The sequence below is a fragment of the Vibrio sp. PBL-C16 genome (assembly GCF_034321865.1).
Taxonomy (GTDB): Bacteria; Pseudomonadota; Gammaproteobacteria; order Enterobacterales; family Vibrionaceae; genus Vibrio; species Vibrio alginolyticus.
This window is the reverse complement of record NZ_JAXLNY010000002.1, coordinates 2,354,764-2,370,628: the sequence shown is the minus strand read 5'-3', so window position 1 is coordinate 2,370,628 and position 15,865 is coordinate 2,354,764. Positions and strand designations below refer to the sequence as shown.

Here is a 15,865-nt window from a genome sequence, read left to right as displayed (position 1 = left end):
TTTTTGATGCTTATCTGTGGTCTACACGGCGCACCACTGCGTCGCCGATAGACTGAATAATCTGTACTAGAACAATCAACATCACGACAGTCACGGCCATGATAGTTACATCGTAGCGGTGGAAACCGTAACGAATGGCTACGTCACCTAGGCCGCCGCCGCCTACCGTACCCGCCATAGCTGAGTAGCTAACGAGAGTGACCAAGGTAATCGTTACTGAGTTAACAATAGTCGGCATTGCTTCAGGTAGTAGAACTTTTGTGATGATCTGTGTTGGTGTCGCCCCCATTGACTGCGCTGCTTCCACCAAGCCTGTCGGTACTTCTAATAAAGCACCTTCAATAAGACGAGCGACAAAAGGAATGGCGCCAATAGTCAGTGGGACGATTGCTGCGGTTGTACCGATAAAGGTTCCAACCAGCATTTTTGTCACTGGAATAATCGCAACCATCAGTACGAGGAATGGCACAGAACGACCAATGTTAACGATAGCGCCTAAGCCGCTATTTAGGCTGGTGTTTTCAAGTAGGCCGCCTTTCTTAGTAATATGGAGGATTACGCCTAATGGAATACCCACAGCAAAGCCGACTAATCCGGCAACCGCAACCATGTAAAGCGTTTCCCACGTTGCACCTAAAAGTAGTTTGCTGTTTAAACTCAGCCATTCAGAAATCGTATTAAAGGACATAACCAAGTACCTCTACTTTTACGTTGTGCTTACGCAGATATTCAAGAGCTGCGTTGTCATCTTCTTCGTTACCAAATAGCTCTGCGACCATCATGCCGAATTTCACGCCACCAGCGTAATCAAGGTCGGAACTCAAAATACTCACATCAATATTGTATTTACGAGAAATTTGCGACATTAACGGTGCATCGACGGTTGCGCCAGTAAACTCTAAGCGAACCAACGGGTAGCTGCCATCAACACGCTCTGCTTGCAGACGAGCTTGGTAATCTTCAGGAATGGAAAGATCCAGCGTTGAGCGAATGAATTGGTGTGCCAGCTCTGTCTTAGGGTGCGCAAAAATATCGCCAACGGTGCCTTTTTCCACCAGCTCACCACCACCGATGATTGCTACTTCGTGACAGATGCTTTTTACGACTTCCATTTCGTGAGTGATAAGTAAAATCGTGATGTTGAGTTTGCGGTTGATCTCTTTCAATAACTCAAGGATAGATTGAGTTGTTGCTGGATCTAGTGCACTAGTGGCCTCATCACAAAGCAGCACGCTAGGATCGGATGCCAATGCACGAGCAATTGCCACACGCTGTTTTTGTCCGCCACTTAAGTTAGATGGGTAGCTCTCGTGTTTGTCGGCTAAGCCTACAAGCTTTAGCAACTCAGTTACTTTTGCTGTGATTTGCGATTTGTCTTTACCTGCCAGTTCTAGTGGCAGTGCTACATTATCAAACACAGTACGAGACGAAAGCAGGTTAAAGTGCTGGAAGATCATGCCAATGTTACGGCGTGTTTCGACTAGTTGTTTTTTGCTGAGTTTGGTTAGATCTACACCATCAACGATGATGGAACCAGAGGTCGGTGCTTCTAGCATGTTGACACAGCGAATCAGCGTACTTTTACCAGCACCTGATGAACCGATAACACCAAAGATGGTGCCTTTGTCGATGTGTAGGTTAATGTCTTTCAGGGCAAGGATTTCCTTACTGCCTTGGTAGAACACTTTATTGACGTTTTTTATTTCTATCATGTTTCAACCTGCCCAAAGATACGGGGAACTTCGCTGTCAAAAACGGCCTTTGACAGAACTTAATGTTGAGCTTTATCTCAATTTTCAGTTGATGCTATGGGTTAAGCAGAATGAAGTCAATAGATATTTTTACGTCTAGACGTCTAAATGTATGGATGTTCTGTTTTGAAACGAAGATGTATAGATAACAAGCAGGGGGTAGACGGCGGGGCACCCTCAGATTTACCGATTCTTGCCCAACAAATCAACCGTTTTGTCGAGGCCTAGAATGAATTAGATAGTGTTGAAGTTTATAAGGTATGTAATAATCTGATTAAACCGAGTTAATAGAGAAATACGTTTTGGCAAAACCTGCTGTTTTTATCGATCGTGATGGCGTGATAAACGTTGACCACGGCTACGTTCATGACGAACATGATTTTGAGTACATTGATGGTGTATTTGAAGCGACGAAAGCGCTAAAAGATAAAGGCTACCTTCTAGTGTTAGTGACGAATCAATCGGGCATCGCACGCGGTAAATTCAGTGAAGACCGTTTCTTGTCTCTGACTCAATGGATGGATTGGAACTTTGCTGATAATGGTGTTGAGTTCGATGGTATCTATTACTGTCCACATCATCCAGAACATGGCATTGGCGAGTACAAGCAAGATTGTGAGTGCCGTAAGCCAAAACCAGGCATGTTCATTTCTGCGCGTGACTTCTTGAAGATCGACATGGAGAAATCTGTGATGATCGGCGATAAAGCTGAAGACATGATGGCAGCAGAAGCGGCAGGCGTTGGCACTAAGATTTTGGTTCGCACTGGTAAGCCAGTAACGGAACAGGGCGAAGCCATTGCAACGGTAGTATTAGATAGCATTGCAGATGTGCCTGCGTACTTAAACAAGTAATCTTCATTACTGACTGAGATAAGGGAAGCCACTGCTTCCCTTTTGTTTGATTCCTTCTTTTAATCTGAACACTTATGAGCAAAAAACTCACCATTCTTGATATCGCAAAATTGGCAGGCGTGGGCAAATCGACAGTAAGCCGTGTGCTTACTAACGATCCAAAAGTGAAACCCCAAACGCGAGAGAAGGTTGAGCAAATCATTCGTGAATCTGGTTATGTGCCGTCCAAATCTGCGCAATCAATGCGTGGCGGCAGCCAAAAAGTTATTGGGGTTATCATCTCCCGTTTAGATTCACCATCAGAAAATCGCGCCGTTGGTACAATGCTCAATGCTTTGTATTCCGCTGGTTATGATGCGGTGATCATGGAGAGCCAATTCGATCGCGATAAAACCAATGAACATTTGGATGTGCTTAAACGTCGCAACGTCGATGGGGTGATCGTGTTTGGCTTTACTGGATGTGATGAGCGAGCATTGGCAGAGTGGGGTAATCGTATCGTTGTGATCGCGATGGACACGCAATTGGTTTCTTCGATCAACTACGACAACCAAGGTGTGATAGACATGGCTTTGTCTCATCTTGAGCAGCAATCTTTATCTCGCATTGCTTATATTGGTGTTGACCCTGAAGACAAAACCACTGGCTTAGCTCGTCTAAATGCTTATAAAGCTTGGTGTCAACGCAAACAAATTACACCTTGTTTCCAGACGGGTAAGTTGAGCCATGAAAGTGCTTATCAGTTGGTAGACAAAGTCCTTCAATCTGACACTCAGGCCATCGTGTGCGCCAGTGACACCATCGCGTTGGGCGTGATTAAGCGTCTTCAAGAGTTAGGACGTGAAGACGTGGTTGTGACAGGTGTTGGAGGTAATGAATTGCTCTCTTTCCTTTTCCCTAAAGTATTTAGTGTCGACCCAGGTTATACCCTTGCAGGTGAGAAGTCCGCTAACATGCTGATCAATCAATTAAATGGCGATGAGGAAGTGGTTCACTTTACTCAACAGCCTATCGTTTGTTAATCCACACTAAAACGATCTGCTCTAAAATTATACTGTGATCATTCTCAATTAATGGGACTGTTCCCATTTTGTTTTTTGCCTTCGGATGGCAATATTAAAATTAAGAAATGGGAATGTTCCCATTTATAAAAACAAAATGATGAATCGAATGTATCCAATACAGGGTGGACAAAGTTATGAGTAAGATTGCGCGTAAAGACGTGGAGCGTCTTATTGAGCTGGTCGGGGGGCCGGACAACATTGCCAGTGTAAGTCACTGTTTAACTCGCTTGCGTTTTGTTCTAAATGATACGGACAAAGCAGATACGAAACAGTTAGAAGCATTACCGATGGTGAAGGGCTGTTTTACCAACGCAGGCCAGTTCCAAGTGGTTATCGGTACTGAAGTGGATGAAGTTTACAAGGTACTGATCGGACTGACGGGTAAAAGTGAAGCCAGCAAAGACGAAGCGAAGAACGCTGCTCGTCAAAACATGAATATCGTTGAGCGTGGTATTTCCCACCTTGCAGAAATCTTTGTACCACTGCTACCTGCGATCATTACCGGTGGTCTGATCCTTGGTTTCCGTAACGTGATTGGCGACATCAAGATGTTTGATGGTCAAACGCTAACGGAAATCAGCCAGTTTTGGGCAACGGTACACTCTTTCTTATGGCTGATTGGTGAGGCGATCTTCTTCTTCCTACCGGTTGGCGTGTGTTGGTCGACAGTGAAAAAGCTCGGCGGTACTCCGATTCTGGGTATCACGCTTGGTGTAACATTGGTTTCGCCACAGTTGATGAACGCCTACCTGATTGGTAAGCAAGTACCCGAAGTGTGGGACTTTGGCTTATTTGCCATCGAGAAAGTGGGCTATCAGGCGCAAGTGATTCCAGCAATGCTTGCTGGTATGGCTCTGGCGTTTATTGAAACCAACTTAAAACGCATCATTCCGTCTTACCTTTACCTAGTGGTCGTGCCGTTTGTCTCAATCATTGTGTCTGTGATTCTTGCGCACTCTATCATTGGTCCATTCGGTCGTATGTTGGGTGACGGCGTGGCATTCGCAGCAAAAGCAGCCATGACGGGTGACTTCGCAATGATTGGCTCAACCATCTTCGGCTTCCTATACGCGCCATTGGTCATTACTGGTATTCACCACACCACCAACGCGGTTGACCTTCAATTAATGCAAGAGCTAGGCGGCACGCCAATTTGGCCTCTGATTGCGCTTTCAAATATTGCTCAAGCGTCTGCGGTCGTCGGCATCATTATCATCAGTAAAAAACACGGCGAGCGTGATATCTCAGTGCCTGCGGCTATCTCTGCTTACCTTGGCGTGACTGAACCGGCGATGTACGGCATCAACTTGAAATACAAGTTCCCAATGTTGAGCGCGATGATCGGTAGTGCGTGTGCTGCTGCTATTTGTGGTAGTGCGGGCGTAATGGCGAACGGTATCGGTGTGGGCGGTTTGCCGGGCATCTTGTCTATCCAACCGCAGTTCTGGGGCATTTTTGCTTTGGCTATGTTAGTCGCAATGCTGGTACCTGCTGCATTAACGTTAATTCTTTATAAGCGTGCACAAGCCAAAGGTGAGCTTGAGCCTGCAAACGCGTAATTCTATTTGAGGCAGTGACTTGGCTGCCTCCTCCTATTTTTCTTTTCAAATTTTAAGTTTCCGATTACTGGTAAGTGAGTGTTAGAAATGGCTATGACCAAGCATGATGAGAGCTGGTGGAAAACCGCAACCATCTATCAAATTTACCCAAAAAGCTTTTGTGACAGTGGCAGTAAAGGCACGGGCGACATCAAAGGGATCATTTCTAAGCTGGATTATCTTAAGCATCTTGGTGTGGATGCGATTTGGCTGACGCCGGTTTACCAATCGCCAATGATCGACAACGGTTATGACATCTCCGATTACTACTCGATCAACCCTGAGTTCGGCACGATGCAAGACTTTGATACTTTGCTAGCAGAAGCGCATCAGTTGGGTATTCGTATCATCATGGACATTGTAGTGAACCACACGTCGACAGAACACAAGTGGTTCCAATCCGCACTGGGTGATAAAAACAGCCCATACCGTGATTACTACATCTGGAAAGATCCGGTAGATGGTGCTGAACCAAACAACTGGCAATCAAAGTTTGGTGGCAACGCTTGGGCGCTGGATGAAAAAACAGGCCAGTACTATTTGCACCTTTTTGCTAAAGAGCAAGCGGACTTAAACTGGGAAAACCCAGTAGTGCGTGAAGAAGTGAAAGAAGTCATCAGCTTCTGGGCAGAAAAAGGAGTGGATGGTTTCCGTCTCGACGTTATCAACCTGATTTCCAAGCAGCAAGATTTTCCAAGTGATGATATTGGTGATGGTCGCCGCTTCTACACCGACGGCCCACGTGTGCACGAATACCTTCAAGAGATTAGCGAATCTGTGTTTCAAAAATACGGCAGCGTGACGGTGGGTGAAATGTCTTCCACCACACTAGAGCACTGCCAGCAATATTCTTCGCTAGACGGCAAAGAGCTATCCATGGTGTTCAACTTCCATCATCTGAAAGTCGATTATCCAAATGGTGAAAAATGGACCAAAGCGCCGTTTGATTTCATTCAGTTAAAACAGATCTTCAATCATTGGCAAACGGGCTTAAATGGCAAAGGGTGGGGGGCGCTGTTCTGGTGTAACCACGACCAGCCACGCGTTGTGAGCCGATTAGGTAACGACGAGCAATACCGTGTTGAATCTGCCAAGATGCTTGCTGCATCAGTGCACATGATGCAAGGCACACCTTATGTTTACCAGGGGGAAGAGATCGGCATGACCAACCCGGGTTATACCGAAATCAGCCAATATCGTGATGTTGAAAGTACTAACATGTACGACATCATGGTCAACCGTGATGGTGTATCTCATGACTATATGATGGCGATCTTGGCACAGAAGTCGCGTGATAACTCACGTACACCAATGCAATGGAACAGTGCAAAACACGCGGGCTTTACTGAGGGCACGCCTTGGCTTGAAGTGGCGAAGAATTACACTGAAATCAATGCTGAAGCTGCGGTTGCCGATTTAAACTCGGTGTTCTACTTTTACAAGCGTCTGATTGAACTGCGTAAACAGGTTCCAGTGATCACCGATGGTCGTTACGAGGACCTGCTGCCAGAGCACAAACGTATTTTCGCTTACGCTCGTCAGAACGATAAGCAAACGCTGCTGTGTATCAATAACTACTATGCTGAAGAGGTGGAATGCGTTCTGCCAGAACGTTTTGATATGAGTAAAGCGAAAAACTTGCTATCTAACTATCAAAACTCAGCGAGCGCAGTCGCGTCAAACCATCAAGTGTTACGACCTTACGAAACTCGTATTTTATTGATAGAAGAATAAACTCGGGTGTCATCACCCCTAAGATTGATGTTCGAGATGAAGGCTTTGGTGTGCTCCCCAAAGCCTTCTTTTATTGAGGTATCTATAAAAAATGCAAGCTTATTTTGTTTCAATCGCTGTTAGCTGCACTTTCTCTTCGTTGATTTGTACTTGTTGTACTTTCAGCAGTTCAATTTGTTCTATCAGACCTAAGCTCGGATTAAACCAACGTTCTGCCGAAGTGGCGAACTCCATTGAGTCCATATCATCACAGTTTAGGTTGTAGATGTTCTCTTCCATCAGGTATGCCGCTTCAATTTTCTTGCCTGAGATCGAGAACGCTTTACGCACGCCAGTTTCTCGGATTTGCTGTTGCCAAACCACTTGGCAAGATGCTGTCATAGGAAGGTTTTGTACCCACTCATGCTCTTCAAAACGGTCTAGTAGGTTGTGAACTGAGTAGCCTGTAAGAGTGGTTTGCAGAGACATAGTTTCTTCACCGATGTCAATATTCGGGCTTTTCTCTTTTACGTCGTCACCGTTTAGGCGGAAAATCGGACCGCTGTGCATAAGCATGGCAATAAACTGATGACCAATGAAATAAGCGTCAGTGATTTCATGGAGTGCACCATCTGATCCTGCAAAGTAAAGCGTATTGCTCTCTTCGTCGTCGTTGTACTGCTCGTCTGAATAGTAGAACTGTTCGGCGCCGTAGTTCATCAAGTCATTAACCAACTGGACCATTGCCTCGCTGTTTGGGATTTGTGCCAATGCTGCCAATATTTGCTCGCGATCCATCGCTTGAAAGCTCAGCTTCATGTCACCTTCAGATTGGCCATCCAAGCTAAACGAGTAGCTAAGTTGTGTGTTTGTCTCGGGAGCGAAAATGGAGTTTTGAATCGCGATGTCGAAACTTTCTTGAGGCACTTTGTTTGGATTAGCACTGCCAGAAGACGAACCTCCGCCACAGCCGTAAAGAGCCAGAGTTGCTGCTGCGATAAGCGTCATTTTGTTTAGCATGGTTTACATTCCTGATTGATAAGGCCGCTTCATGTTGGGCCGTTGCTTGAATGCGAGCATGCTAAGTTCAGTGAGATAAAAAGGGCAAAAAACAAAAGCTAATCGCGCTTAACGAAAGCTTAATTTTATATTTAGGTCTTTGTTTTATTAGGGCTTATTTCGTTAGCTACGTTGGTGCAATACTCGTTGATGAGCGCTTTCCATCGGCTGATAATTTCTTGATCGGTCAAACTGACATGCAACGTTTTCCACGGTTGGAGGCAAGTCTCTTTTGATTCAGATTGAGAAAGACGCTCAAACAAGGTTTCGGAAGGTAAAACGCGCAGCAGCGCCACCAGTGATTCCATGTAGTTGAGACGGAACTGTTCAAGTTTGTTCTGCTTATAAGCAATGTGAGACACAAAGGTATAAATCAGTGCGTTTTGGATACGTGAGTCGCCATCTGGTGTCGTTAACAGAGCTTTTGCCCTGTCTAAGTTACCTAATTTGAAATGCAATAGACCTAACCAGAGGCTCAGCTCATCTGGCAAAACATCAAACGACGATTGTACTTGAGTTAAATACGCTTCCAGCTTTTGATGTTCGTGCTCGTATAAGGCGAGATGTCTTGCCGTTGTTATAGCCGCAAACTCATCAGATTGTCGGAGAGGTTGGCTAGAAAAGGCATTCTCGAATAACATTTTTTTGTGAATATCCGAAAGCTGCCACGTACTTGCCGAAGGTGCAGGCAGATTGAAGTATTGCGCGACATCCGAGTGCATTTGGAAAATATCCGATTGTAAGTCAGATAAACGCAGTGTGTACTCATTGCGAAACGCTAGCTTGCCCGTCGCAGGATAAATAAGGTTCATCTGCGCTTTCAAGATGCCCTGTTTTGTGCCGTCTTTTAACTCGATATTGAGCTCGTAGTCGCTGGTCTGCATGTTTCGTGCGCCAGGGAAATATGGCGCATGACCGATAGGATCAAGAAAGTAACTGGGAGCATCTTGGTTGGCGATGTCGGTGTATGGATATTCGACCTGTTGTTGCAGCAAGATGGCTTTGACCAGTATGCGGTATTTTCGCGCCTGAGAGCCGATTGAATCGACACGGTTGAGTAGTAGCTCGACTTTGGGAATCAGTAGTTGATGACGTGTTTGTTGTGTTGAGATTTCTTGGCGTTGCCATAACAAGCTTGCGAGCGTCACGCTACAAACTGCAAGTATGGCACACAAGCTATAAGCAAAAATCAGCTTGAAGTTCTTATTCCTCGCAACCTGAGTTGGGATAACGCGTCGATGGCTTTTCGCTGGTGGCACCAAACGAATATTGGCAGGGTTAAGAAAGTAGCCTTTGCGGGGGTAAGTGACTAAAAGCTTAGCGGCATCGTATTCGGGTAAGTACTGCTGTAGCAGGGCACGTAAGGTGCTAATGCGGTTCGTGAGCACATTCTTAGAGATGAACTTGCTCTGCCAAATGGTTTCAATAATGGTGTCAGCAGAGAGTGGGTGGCCAACGCTTGTTAACAGCAGTTCTAATAATTCAATGGTGCGAGGTTCAAGATCAATCGCGATAACATCTTGATGAAGGGTCTGTGTCTTCGGGTTATAGATCAGCTCTCCAATCGCAATATAACTGTGAGTCTGTTTAGCTTGTTGCAGAAAGTCGCGCATACCGTACCGATCTATTTGGAAATCGCGAAGTATTATATAGCGATTGGAGCGCGAAATCTTATAAATCGCGCTTCAATCATTATCAAAAATTTATGAACCGTAGGTCACGGAATAGCGGTGCGGTTTGTGGTTCATCGCTAACACGAGATTGAGTGCAAACGCCCCCAAAATTGAAAGGCCAATCACTTCTGGTGTGACAAAGAAGAATGAAGCAAACAGGATACATGCATCGATTGCCATTTGGCTTTTGCCAACTGAAATGCCAAATTTGTCTTGGATAAACAAACACAGCACGTTAAAGCCACCCAAGCTGGAGCGATGTCGGAATAGGATCAGCATACCGAGCCCCATTAAAAGCCCGCCTGCGACGGCGCAATAAACTTCATTTACCGATTCGAGCGAGATTAGCAAATAAAGATGATCGGCAAAGATAGAAACCAACGCGCCAGAAATGGCACTATTAATGGCGAAATGACGGCCGAAGCGTTTCCATGCTAGTAAGTAAAAAGGACTGTTTGCTAAAAAGTACAGCACACCAAAGGTAAAAGGTGTAAATTGGCTAATAAGCAGAGCCAATCCAGTCGTGCCTCCCGTTAGAAGGCTCGCGGATTGGAGAAAGAAAACGCCTTGAGCTACTAAAAAGGTACCCGTGAGAATCGCTATCCAGTCTTCTTTTAATGAGTGTTTTTCCATCAATATTGCAGTCATTAGTGATAAATAAGGCGTGCATAGTAGTAAAAAGATGATCTTTTCGGTAGCTAGAGGGTAAAATTTACGGTAAACCTATGTAATTGCTGTTTTACAGGGTGTAAAGCACAAATTTGACAGGCAATAGATTGTCGTTATGCGATTGCAATGCTGGCATGATAAACATTGCTTGTCATCATGAAAAAACTGCATGAGAAAAATTGTAAATTTCTCTTTATGACCTAAATCAAATTATGTAGAATGCGCGCCATTAGGGTGACGAAAACGTTTGCGTCGGGTCATTCAACAGTTTTTTTGCAACTTTCAGTACTAATCTGAGTCAGGAGATACAGATGCTTAAGCGTGATATGAACATCGCAGATTACGATGCGGAACTGTTCGCAGCTATCCAGGAAGAAACTCTTCGCCAGGAAGAACACATTGAACTTATCGCTTCTGAAAACTACACAAGCCCACGTGTAATGGAAGCGCAAGGTTCTCAGCTAACGAACAAATACGCTGAAGGCTACCCAGGTAAGCGTTACTACGGCGGTTGTGAGTACGTAGATAAAGCTGAAGCACTAGCAATTGAGCGTGCATGCCAACTATTTGGTTGTGAGTACGCTAACGTACAGCCTCACTCAGGTTCTCAAGCAAACAGCGCAGTTTACATGGCGCTTCTTAACCCTGGCGATACAGTTTTAGGCATGAGCCTAGCACACGGTGGTCACCTAACTCACGGTTCACCAGTAAACTTCTCGGGTAAGCACTACAACGTTATCCCTTACGGTATCGATGAAGCTGGTCAAATCAACTACGACGAGATGGAACAGCTAGCACTTGAACACAAACCTAAGATGATCATCGGTGGTTTCTCTGCTTACTCGCAAATCGTTGATTGGAAACGCATGCGTGAAATCGCTGACAAAGCAGGTGCTTACTTATTTGTTGATATGGCGCACGTAGCTGGTCTTATCGCCGCCGGTGAATACCCAACACCAGTACCGCATGCTCACGTGGTAACAACAACGACGCACAAAACACTAGCAGGTCCTCGCGGTGGTCTTATCTTGTCAAATGCTGGCGAAGATATGTACAAGAAATTGAACTCAGCAGTGTTCCCTGGTGGTCAAGGTGGCCCTCTAATGCACGTTATCGCTGGTAAAGCAGTAGCGTTCAAAGAAGCGATGGAGCCAGAGTTCAAAGCTTATCAAGCTCGCGTAGTGAAAAACGCAAAAGCAATGGTTGGTCAGTTCCAAGAGCGTGGCTACAAAATCGTATCTAACGGTACAGAAAACCACTTGTTCCTTGTTGACCTAATCGACAAAGATATCACTGGTAAAGACGCAGACGCGGCACTAGGTGTAGCAAACATCACTGTAAACAAGAACTCAGTACCAAATGACCCACGCAGCCCATTCGTAACGTCTGGTATTCGTGTAGGTACGCCAGCGATCACTCGCCGTGGCTTCACTGAAGAAGATGCAAAAGAGCTAGCAAACTGGATGTGTGACGTTCTAGATAACATCGGCAACGAAGAAGTTATCGAAGCGACTAAACAGAAAGTGCTAGAAATTTGTAAGCGTCTACCAGTTTACGCCTAACTGCTTTTCATCGAGTGAGTCGATTTCGGTGTCGAACATACTCATTTGCTCGCGCAAACTCCGTGTGTTCTTCTAGAACTCGACTCATCTATTTTGAACATTGATATACTAAAGGCCCTCATTTGAGGGCCTTTTTGTTTGTCTGGCGTTTGGAATGAGATATAGCGAGAGTGTGTGATAAGGGGATGGCTACCAACACTGTCCCTTTTCAATATATCCAAACCACGTCATTCCGACGAGCCTAGGCGAGATCAGGAATCTTGTTGAGGCACACTCTTTTACTCAGAGTTTCCCTAAAAATCATCAGTATTCTGAAAACAGATTCTGAATCACGCTCGTTCCTCGCTGTTCAGAATGACGGTGGTAGAATGGCTTTTTATCATCATTTGCCAGATACAAAAAAGGTTGGCACTGAGCCAACCTCTTCTCTTCAAAACAAGCTTTTCAAAACAAGCGAGAGCTTATTTAATCTCGATACCTTGAGCTTGCATATCGGCATGGTAAGAAGAGCGCACAAATGGACCACACGCTGCATGCGTGAAGCCAAGTTCTAGTGCAACTTCTTTTAGCTCGTCAAACTCTGATGGCGGAACGTAACGTTCTACTGGCAAGTGGTGACGGCTTGGCGCTAGGTACTGGCCTAGAGTCAGCATCGTTACGCCGTGTGCGCGTAGATCTTTCAGTACTTCGATGATTTCTTCTTTGGTTTCACCAAGGCCCATCATCAAACCAGACTTGGTCGGTACATCGGGATGCTGCTCTTTGAACTTCTTAAGAAGCTCAAGTGACCATTTATAGTTCGCACCTGGGCGAGCTTTACGGTAAAGACGTGGCGCTGTTTCTAAGTTGTGGTTGAAGACATCTGGCGGATTGTCTTTCATTAGATCAAGCGCTACATCCATGCGACCACGGAAGTCAGGAACCAGTGTTTCAATCTTAATATGCGGGTTTAACGCACGGATCTCGCGGTTACAATCGGCAAAGTGTTGTGCACCGCCGTCACGCAGATCGTCACGGTCAACAGAAGTGATTACTACGTATTTCAGCTTCATATCGGCAATGGTTTTCGCCAGTTTTTGAGGCTCTTCTGCTTCCGGTGGTAATGGGCGGCCATGAGCAACGTCACAGAAAGGACAACGACGAGTACAAATAGCACCTAAGATCATGAAGGTTGCTGTACCGTGGTTAAAACATTCCGCTAGGTTCGGGCAAGATGCTTCTTCACATACGGAGTGAAGTTTATTCTTACGCATCGCCGCTTTGATGTCTTGAATTCGTTGGCTGTCGGCTGGTAGCTTGATCTTCATCCAATCAGGCTTACGTAGCACTTCTTTCTGCTCTGTAGGCATGTTCTTTACGGGAATCAATGCCATTTTATCGGCGTCACGATATTTAACGCCTTTTTCCATCTGGATTGGTTTGCTCATGCTTTATTACCTTGAGAAGGTGCTTCTGTGCTGAATTCTACTTGCTCATAGTCGAGCAAAGTAACGAGTTCTTCTATTAATTGTTTTTCTACGGCTTCTACATTGTCTGGGCCGCCAAATTGGCTGACCTGAACCATTTCCATACCTTCATAACCACAAGGGTTAATACGCAGAAACGGTGTTAAATCCATATTTACGTTCAAGGCTAAGCCATGAAACGAGCATCCTTTACGAATGCGTAAACCGAGAGAGCATATTTTTTTACCGTCAACGTAAACGCCTGGTGCGTCAGGTCGCGCGGCCGAATCGATATTGTATGCTTTTAGCGTGTTGATCACGAGGTTCTCGATAGTGGTAACGAGATCTCGTACACCTAATTTTTTGCGGCGTAGGTTGATCAAGAAATAGGTGACCAACTGACCTGGGCCATGATACGTAACCTGGCCTCCGCGATCACTTTGTACAACAGGAATGTCACCAGTGTTAATAAGGTGCTCAGCTTTACCTGCCTGACCTTGCGTAAATACTGGGTTATGTTCTACCAACCAGACTTCATCACGGGTTTCTTCTGTGCGTTGGTCGGTGAACTCATGCATCGCCTTCCATACAGGCTCATAGTCTTGGCGGCCAAGTCGTTTTACAACAAGTTGGTGTTGCATGGGAATTCCTGTTGCTAATATATAAAGTTTTTGGATTATAAACCGGATAACCCTGATGCTCTACCGCTGAGTAACAGATTTTTAACTGAAAGCGATGTAAAGTTTTGTTATCTGGTTGATAAATAAAAAGAAAGCAGCCGAAGCTGCTTTCAAAAAAAATTTAATATATCAAAAAATTATAGAACCATGCGTACGATGTCAATTTCACCTAACTCTTTGTATAGCGTCTCAACTTGCTCGATAGAGGTTGCAGTGATGTTGATTGATACCGAGTGGTAGTTGCCCTTAGCACTTGGTTTAACGGTCGGGCTGTAGTCACCTGGAGCATGGCGCTGAATAACTTCAAGAACAAGCTCTGGAAGTTCAGGTTTTGCATGACCCATTACCTTGTAAGTAAATGAACAAGGGAACTCAAGCAGGTCTTTTAATTTTGCATCAGAGTTGATGGTTAGCATATCGATAACTCCAGTAGATATTCGTTGCGGTGCGAAATAGTACAGTCAAATTAGGGGGAACTCAAGACGAGGATCTCAAACTTAAAAAGCCGCCCTTTCAGGCGGCTTTGCGAATAAGTTTGCTACTCTAACTTCCTTCTTAGAAGAAGCTCTTGAATAACAATACGATGTAATCCCACATGCGGCTAAATAGACTACCTTGCTCTACGGTTTCTAGTGCCATTAGTGGGTATTCGGCAATATCTTCACCATCGATCTGATAGTATAGCTTACCAACTACATCACCTTTATTAATTGGGGCTTCTAGCTCTTTTTCAAGGACGAAGCTGGCTTTTAGGTTTTTCGCTTCACCACGCGGTAGTGTTACGTAAGTATCTTGGTCAAGACCCAGTGCTACGGTGTCTTTGTTACCCATCCACACTTTTTCTTCTACGAACGTTTCACCTGCTTTGTGCGGTGCCACTGTTTCGAAGAAACGGAAGCCGTAGCTTAGCAGCTTTTTGCTTTCTGACTTACGAGCATTGGCATCTTTAGTACCCATAACGACCGCAACCAAGCGCATTTGACCTTCAGTTGCTGAACTTACTAGGCTGTAACCCGCATTACTTGTGTGACCCGTTTTGATGCCGTCAACGTTCATGCTCTTATCCCAAAGTAGACCGTTACGGTTGTATTGGGTGATGCCGTTGTAAGTAAATTTCTTCTCTGAGTACACTCGGTACTCATTTGGTACGTCACGGATAAGTGCTTTACCTAGCAGTGCCATGTCGTATGGTGTTGAGTACAATTCTGCGTTATCTAAGCCATGAACGTTGGCAAAGTGCGAGTTAGTCATACCCAATGTGTTGGCCCAAGCGTTCATTAGGTCAACAAATGCATCTTCTGAACCTGCAATATGTTCTGCCATCGCAACACAGGCATCGTTACCTGACTGGACGATGATACCTCGGTTCAGGTCACGTACTTTAACTGTTGTGCCTACTTCAATGAACATCTTTGATGAATCAGGGAAGTTTTTCGCCCACGCATTTTTACTGATGGTGACATCATCATCTTCTGAGATATTACCACGCGCTAGCTCTTGGCCGATTACATAGCTGGTCATCATCTTAGTCAGACTAGCTGGAGACAATTTTGTGTTCATCTCTTTCTCTGCCAGTACTTTACCTGAATGGTAATCCATCAGCACGTAGCCCTTCGCCGCGATTTGAGGGGCATCTGGAACAACGATAGGTGATGCAAGAGCAGATTGAGCGAAAGTTGCAGAAAGGGCAACCGAAGAAACGAGAATAGATTTCACAAACTTATTTTTATTCATGGTAATTCAAATTTTTGGGTTAACTGCAGACATCTTATCAGAATCCCTAGTTATGTAAGAGGG

Annotated in this window: 14 protein-coding genes; 5 read left to right on the top strand and 9 right to left on the bottom strand. The window is 45.1% G+C overall.

Annotated elements, in window-relative coordinates:
* Nucleotides 1–10 precede the first annotated feature (10 nt).
* Nucleotides 11–688 (bottom strand): methionine ABC transporter permease, encoded by a 678-nt coding sequence (locus UQW94_RS19155; RefSeq protein WP_005381964.1) that lies wholly within the window; start codon nucleotides 686–688, stop codon nucleotides 11–13.
* The gene (gene metN / locus UQW94_RS19150) at nucleotides 678–1,712 is read right to left on the bottom strand and encodes a methionine ABC transporter ATP-binding protein MetN (protein ID WP_053306522.1); all 1,035 of its coding nucleotides are present in this window, start codon (nucleotides 1,710–1,712) and stop codon (nucleotides 678–680) included. Before metN ends, UQW94_RS19155 begins: the two co-directional genes overlap by 11 nt.
* Before the next feature lie 341 nt (nucleotides 1,713–2,053).
* Between metN and gmhB the strand changes: the two genes are divergently transcribed.
* From gmhB to treC, 4 genes are all read left to right on the top strand, one after another.
* A complete protein-coding gene (gmhB, locus tag UQW94_RS19145) occupies nucleotides 2,054–2,605 on the top strand; it encodes a D-glycero-beta-D-manno-heptose 1,7-bisphosphate 7-phosphatase (protein WP_005381961.1) in 552 nt (183 codons plus the stop codon).
* Nucleotides 2,606–2,679: 74 nt separating this feature from the next.
* The gene (treR, locus tag UQW94_RS19140; RefSeq protein ID WP_322142489.1) at nucleotides 2,680–3,627 is read left to right on the top strand and encodes a trehalose operon repressor TreR; all 948 of its coding nucleotides are present in this window, start codon (nucleotides 2,680–2,682) and stop codon (nucleotides 3,625–3,627) included.
* 176 nt (nucleotides 3,628–3,803) lie between these two features.
* Complete coding sequence (gene treB, locus UQW94_RS19135; protein WP_005381959.1) at nucleotides 3,804–5,228, top strand: PTS trehalose transporter subunit IIBC; 1,425 nt, start codon at nucleotides 3,804–3,806, stop codon at nucleotides 5,226–5,228.
* 87 nt (nucleotides 5,229–5,315) lie between these two features.
* A complete protein-coding gene (gene treC / locus UQW94_RS19130) occupies nucleotides 5,316–7,001 on the top strand; it encodes an alpha,alpha-phosphotrehalase (protein WP_322142488.1) in 1,686 nt (561 codons plus the stop codon).
* A gap of 99 nt (nucleotides 7,002–7,100) precedes the next feature.
* On the opposite strand, the gene UQW94_RS19125 is transcribed toward treC, so the two are convergent.
* The 3 genes from UQW94_RS19125 to UQW94_RS19115 form a co-directional block, all read right to left on the bottom strand.
* Complete coding sequence (locus UQW94_RS19125; protein WP_213911237.1) at nucleotides 7,101–8,000, bottom strand: hypothetical protein; 900 nt, start codon at nucleotides 7,998–8,000, stop codon at nucleotides 7,101–7,103.
* A 131-nt stretch (nucleotides 8,001–8,131) separates the two neighbouring features.
* Nucleotides 8,132–9,652: a winged helix-turn-helix domain-containing protein gene (locus UQW94_RS19120; RefSeq protein WP_213911236.1), complete on the bottom strand. Its 1,521-nt coding sequence runs from the start codon at nucleotides 9,650–9,652 to the stop codon at nucleotides 8,132–8,134.
* A gap of 90 nt (nucleotides 9,653–9,742) precedes the next feature.
* The gene (locus UQW94_RS19115) at nucleotides 9,743–10,345 is read right to left on the bottom strand and encodes a YitT family protein (protein WP_025768905.1); all 603 of its coding nucleotides are present in this window, start codon (nucleotides 10,343–10,345) and stop codon (nucleotides 9,743–9,745) included.
* Nucleotides 10,346–10,692: 347 nt separating this feature from the next.
* Between UQW94_RS19115 and glyA the strand changes: the two genes are divergently transcribed.
* Entirely contained in the window at nucleotides 10,693–11,943 is a 1,251-nt protein-coding gene (gene glyA / locus UQW94_RS19110) for a serine hydroxymethyltransferase (protein WP_322142487.1), read from the top strand.
* A gap of 461 nt (nucleotides 11,944–12,404) precedes the next feature.
* On the opposite strand, the gene lipA is transcribed toward glyA, so the two are convergent.
* The 4 genes from lipA to UQW94_RS19090 form a co-directional block, all read right to left on the bottom strand.
* The gene (gene lipA / locus UQW94_RS19105) at nucleotides 12,405–13,370 is read right to left on the bottom strand and encodes a lipoyl synthase (protein WP_005391329.1); all 966 of its coding nucleotides are present in this window, start codon (nucleotides 13,368–13,370) and stop codon (nucleotides 12,405–12,407) included.
* On the bottom strand, nucleotides 13,367–14,029 hold the full coding sequence (gene lipB, locus UQW94_RS19100; RefSeq protein ID WP_213874893.1) for a lipoyl(octanoyl) transferase LipB: 663 nt from the start codon (nucleotides 14,027–14,029) through the stop codon (nucleotides 13,367–13,369). The genes lipA and lipB overlap by 4 nt, the downstream gene beginning before the upstream one ends.
* A 176-nt stretch (nucleotides 14,030–14,205) precedes the next feature.
* On the bottom strand, nucleotides 14,206–14,484 hold the full coding sequence (ybeD, locus tag UQW94_RS19095) for a DUF493 family protein YbeD (RefSeq protein WP_005384135.1): 279 nt from the start codon (nucleotides 14,482–14,484) through the stop codon (nucleotides 14,206–14,208).
* A 139-nt stretch (nucleotides 14,485–14,623) separates the two neighbouring features.
* A complete protein-coding gene (locus UQW94_RS19090; RefSeq protein WP_005384132.1) occupies nucleotides 14,624–15,802 on the bottom strand; it encodes a serine hydrolase in 1,179 nt (392 codons plus the stop codon).
* Nucleotides 15,803–15,865: the final 63 nt, after the last annotated feature.

Excerpts from the sequence above, each read along its gene's own strand:
- glyA (WP_322142487.1), top strand. The coding sequence starts at position 10,693 with ATGCTTAAGCGTGATATGAACATCGCAGATTACGATGCGGAACTGTTC.
- UQW94_RS19120 (WP_213911236.1), bottom strand. The coding sequence starts at position 9,652 with ATGCGCGACTTTCTGCAACAAGCTAAACAGACTCACAGTTATATTGCG.
- lipA (WP_005391329.1), bottom strand. The coding sequence starts at position 13,370 with ATGAGCAAACCAATCCAGATGGAAAAAGGCGTTAAATATCGTGACGCC.
- ybeD (WP_005384135.1), bottom strand. The coding sequence starts at position 14,484 with ATGCTAACCATCAACTCTGATGCAAAATTAAAAGACCTGCTTGAGTTC.
- metN (WP_053306522.1), bottom strand. The coding sequence starts at position 1,712 with ATGATAGAAATAAAAAACGTCAATAAAGTGTTCTACCAAGGCAGTAAG.
- lipB (WP_213874893.1), bottom strand. The coding sequence starts at position 14,029 with ATGCAACACCAACTTGTTGTAAAACGACTTGGCCGCCAAGACTATGAG.
- treB (WP_005381959.1), top strand. The coding sequence starts at position 3,804 with ATGAGTAAGATTGCGCGTAAAGACGTGGAGCGTCTTATTGAGCTGGTC.
- treR (WP_322142489.1), top strand. The coding sequence starts at position 2,680 with ATGAGCAAAAAACTCACCATTCTTGATATCGCAAAATTGGCAGGCGTG.
- treC (WP_322142488.1), top strand. The coding sequence starts at position 5,316 with ATGGCTATGACCAAGCATGATGAGAGCTGGTGGAAAACCGCAACCATC.
- UQW94_RS19090 (WP_005384132.1), bottom strand. The coding sequence starts at position 15,802 with ATGAATAAAAATAAGTTTGTGAAATCTATTCTCGTTTCTTCGGTTGCC.
- UQW94_RS19155 (WP_005381964.1), bottom strand. The coding sequence starts at position 688 with ATGTCCTTTAATACGATTTCTGAATGGCTGAGTTTAAACAGCAAACTA.
- UQW94_RS19115 (WP_025768905.1), bottom strand. The coding sequence starts at position 10,345 with ATGGAAAAACACTCATTAAAAGAAGACTGGATAGCGATTCTCACGGGT.
- UQW94_RS19125 (WP_213911237.1), bottom strand. The coding sequence starts at position 8,000 with ATGCTAAACAAAATGACGCTTATCGCAGCAGCAACTCTGGCTCTTTAC.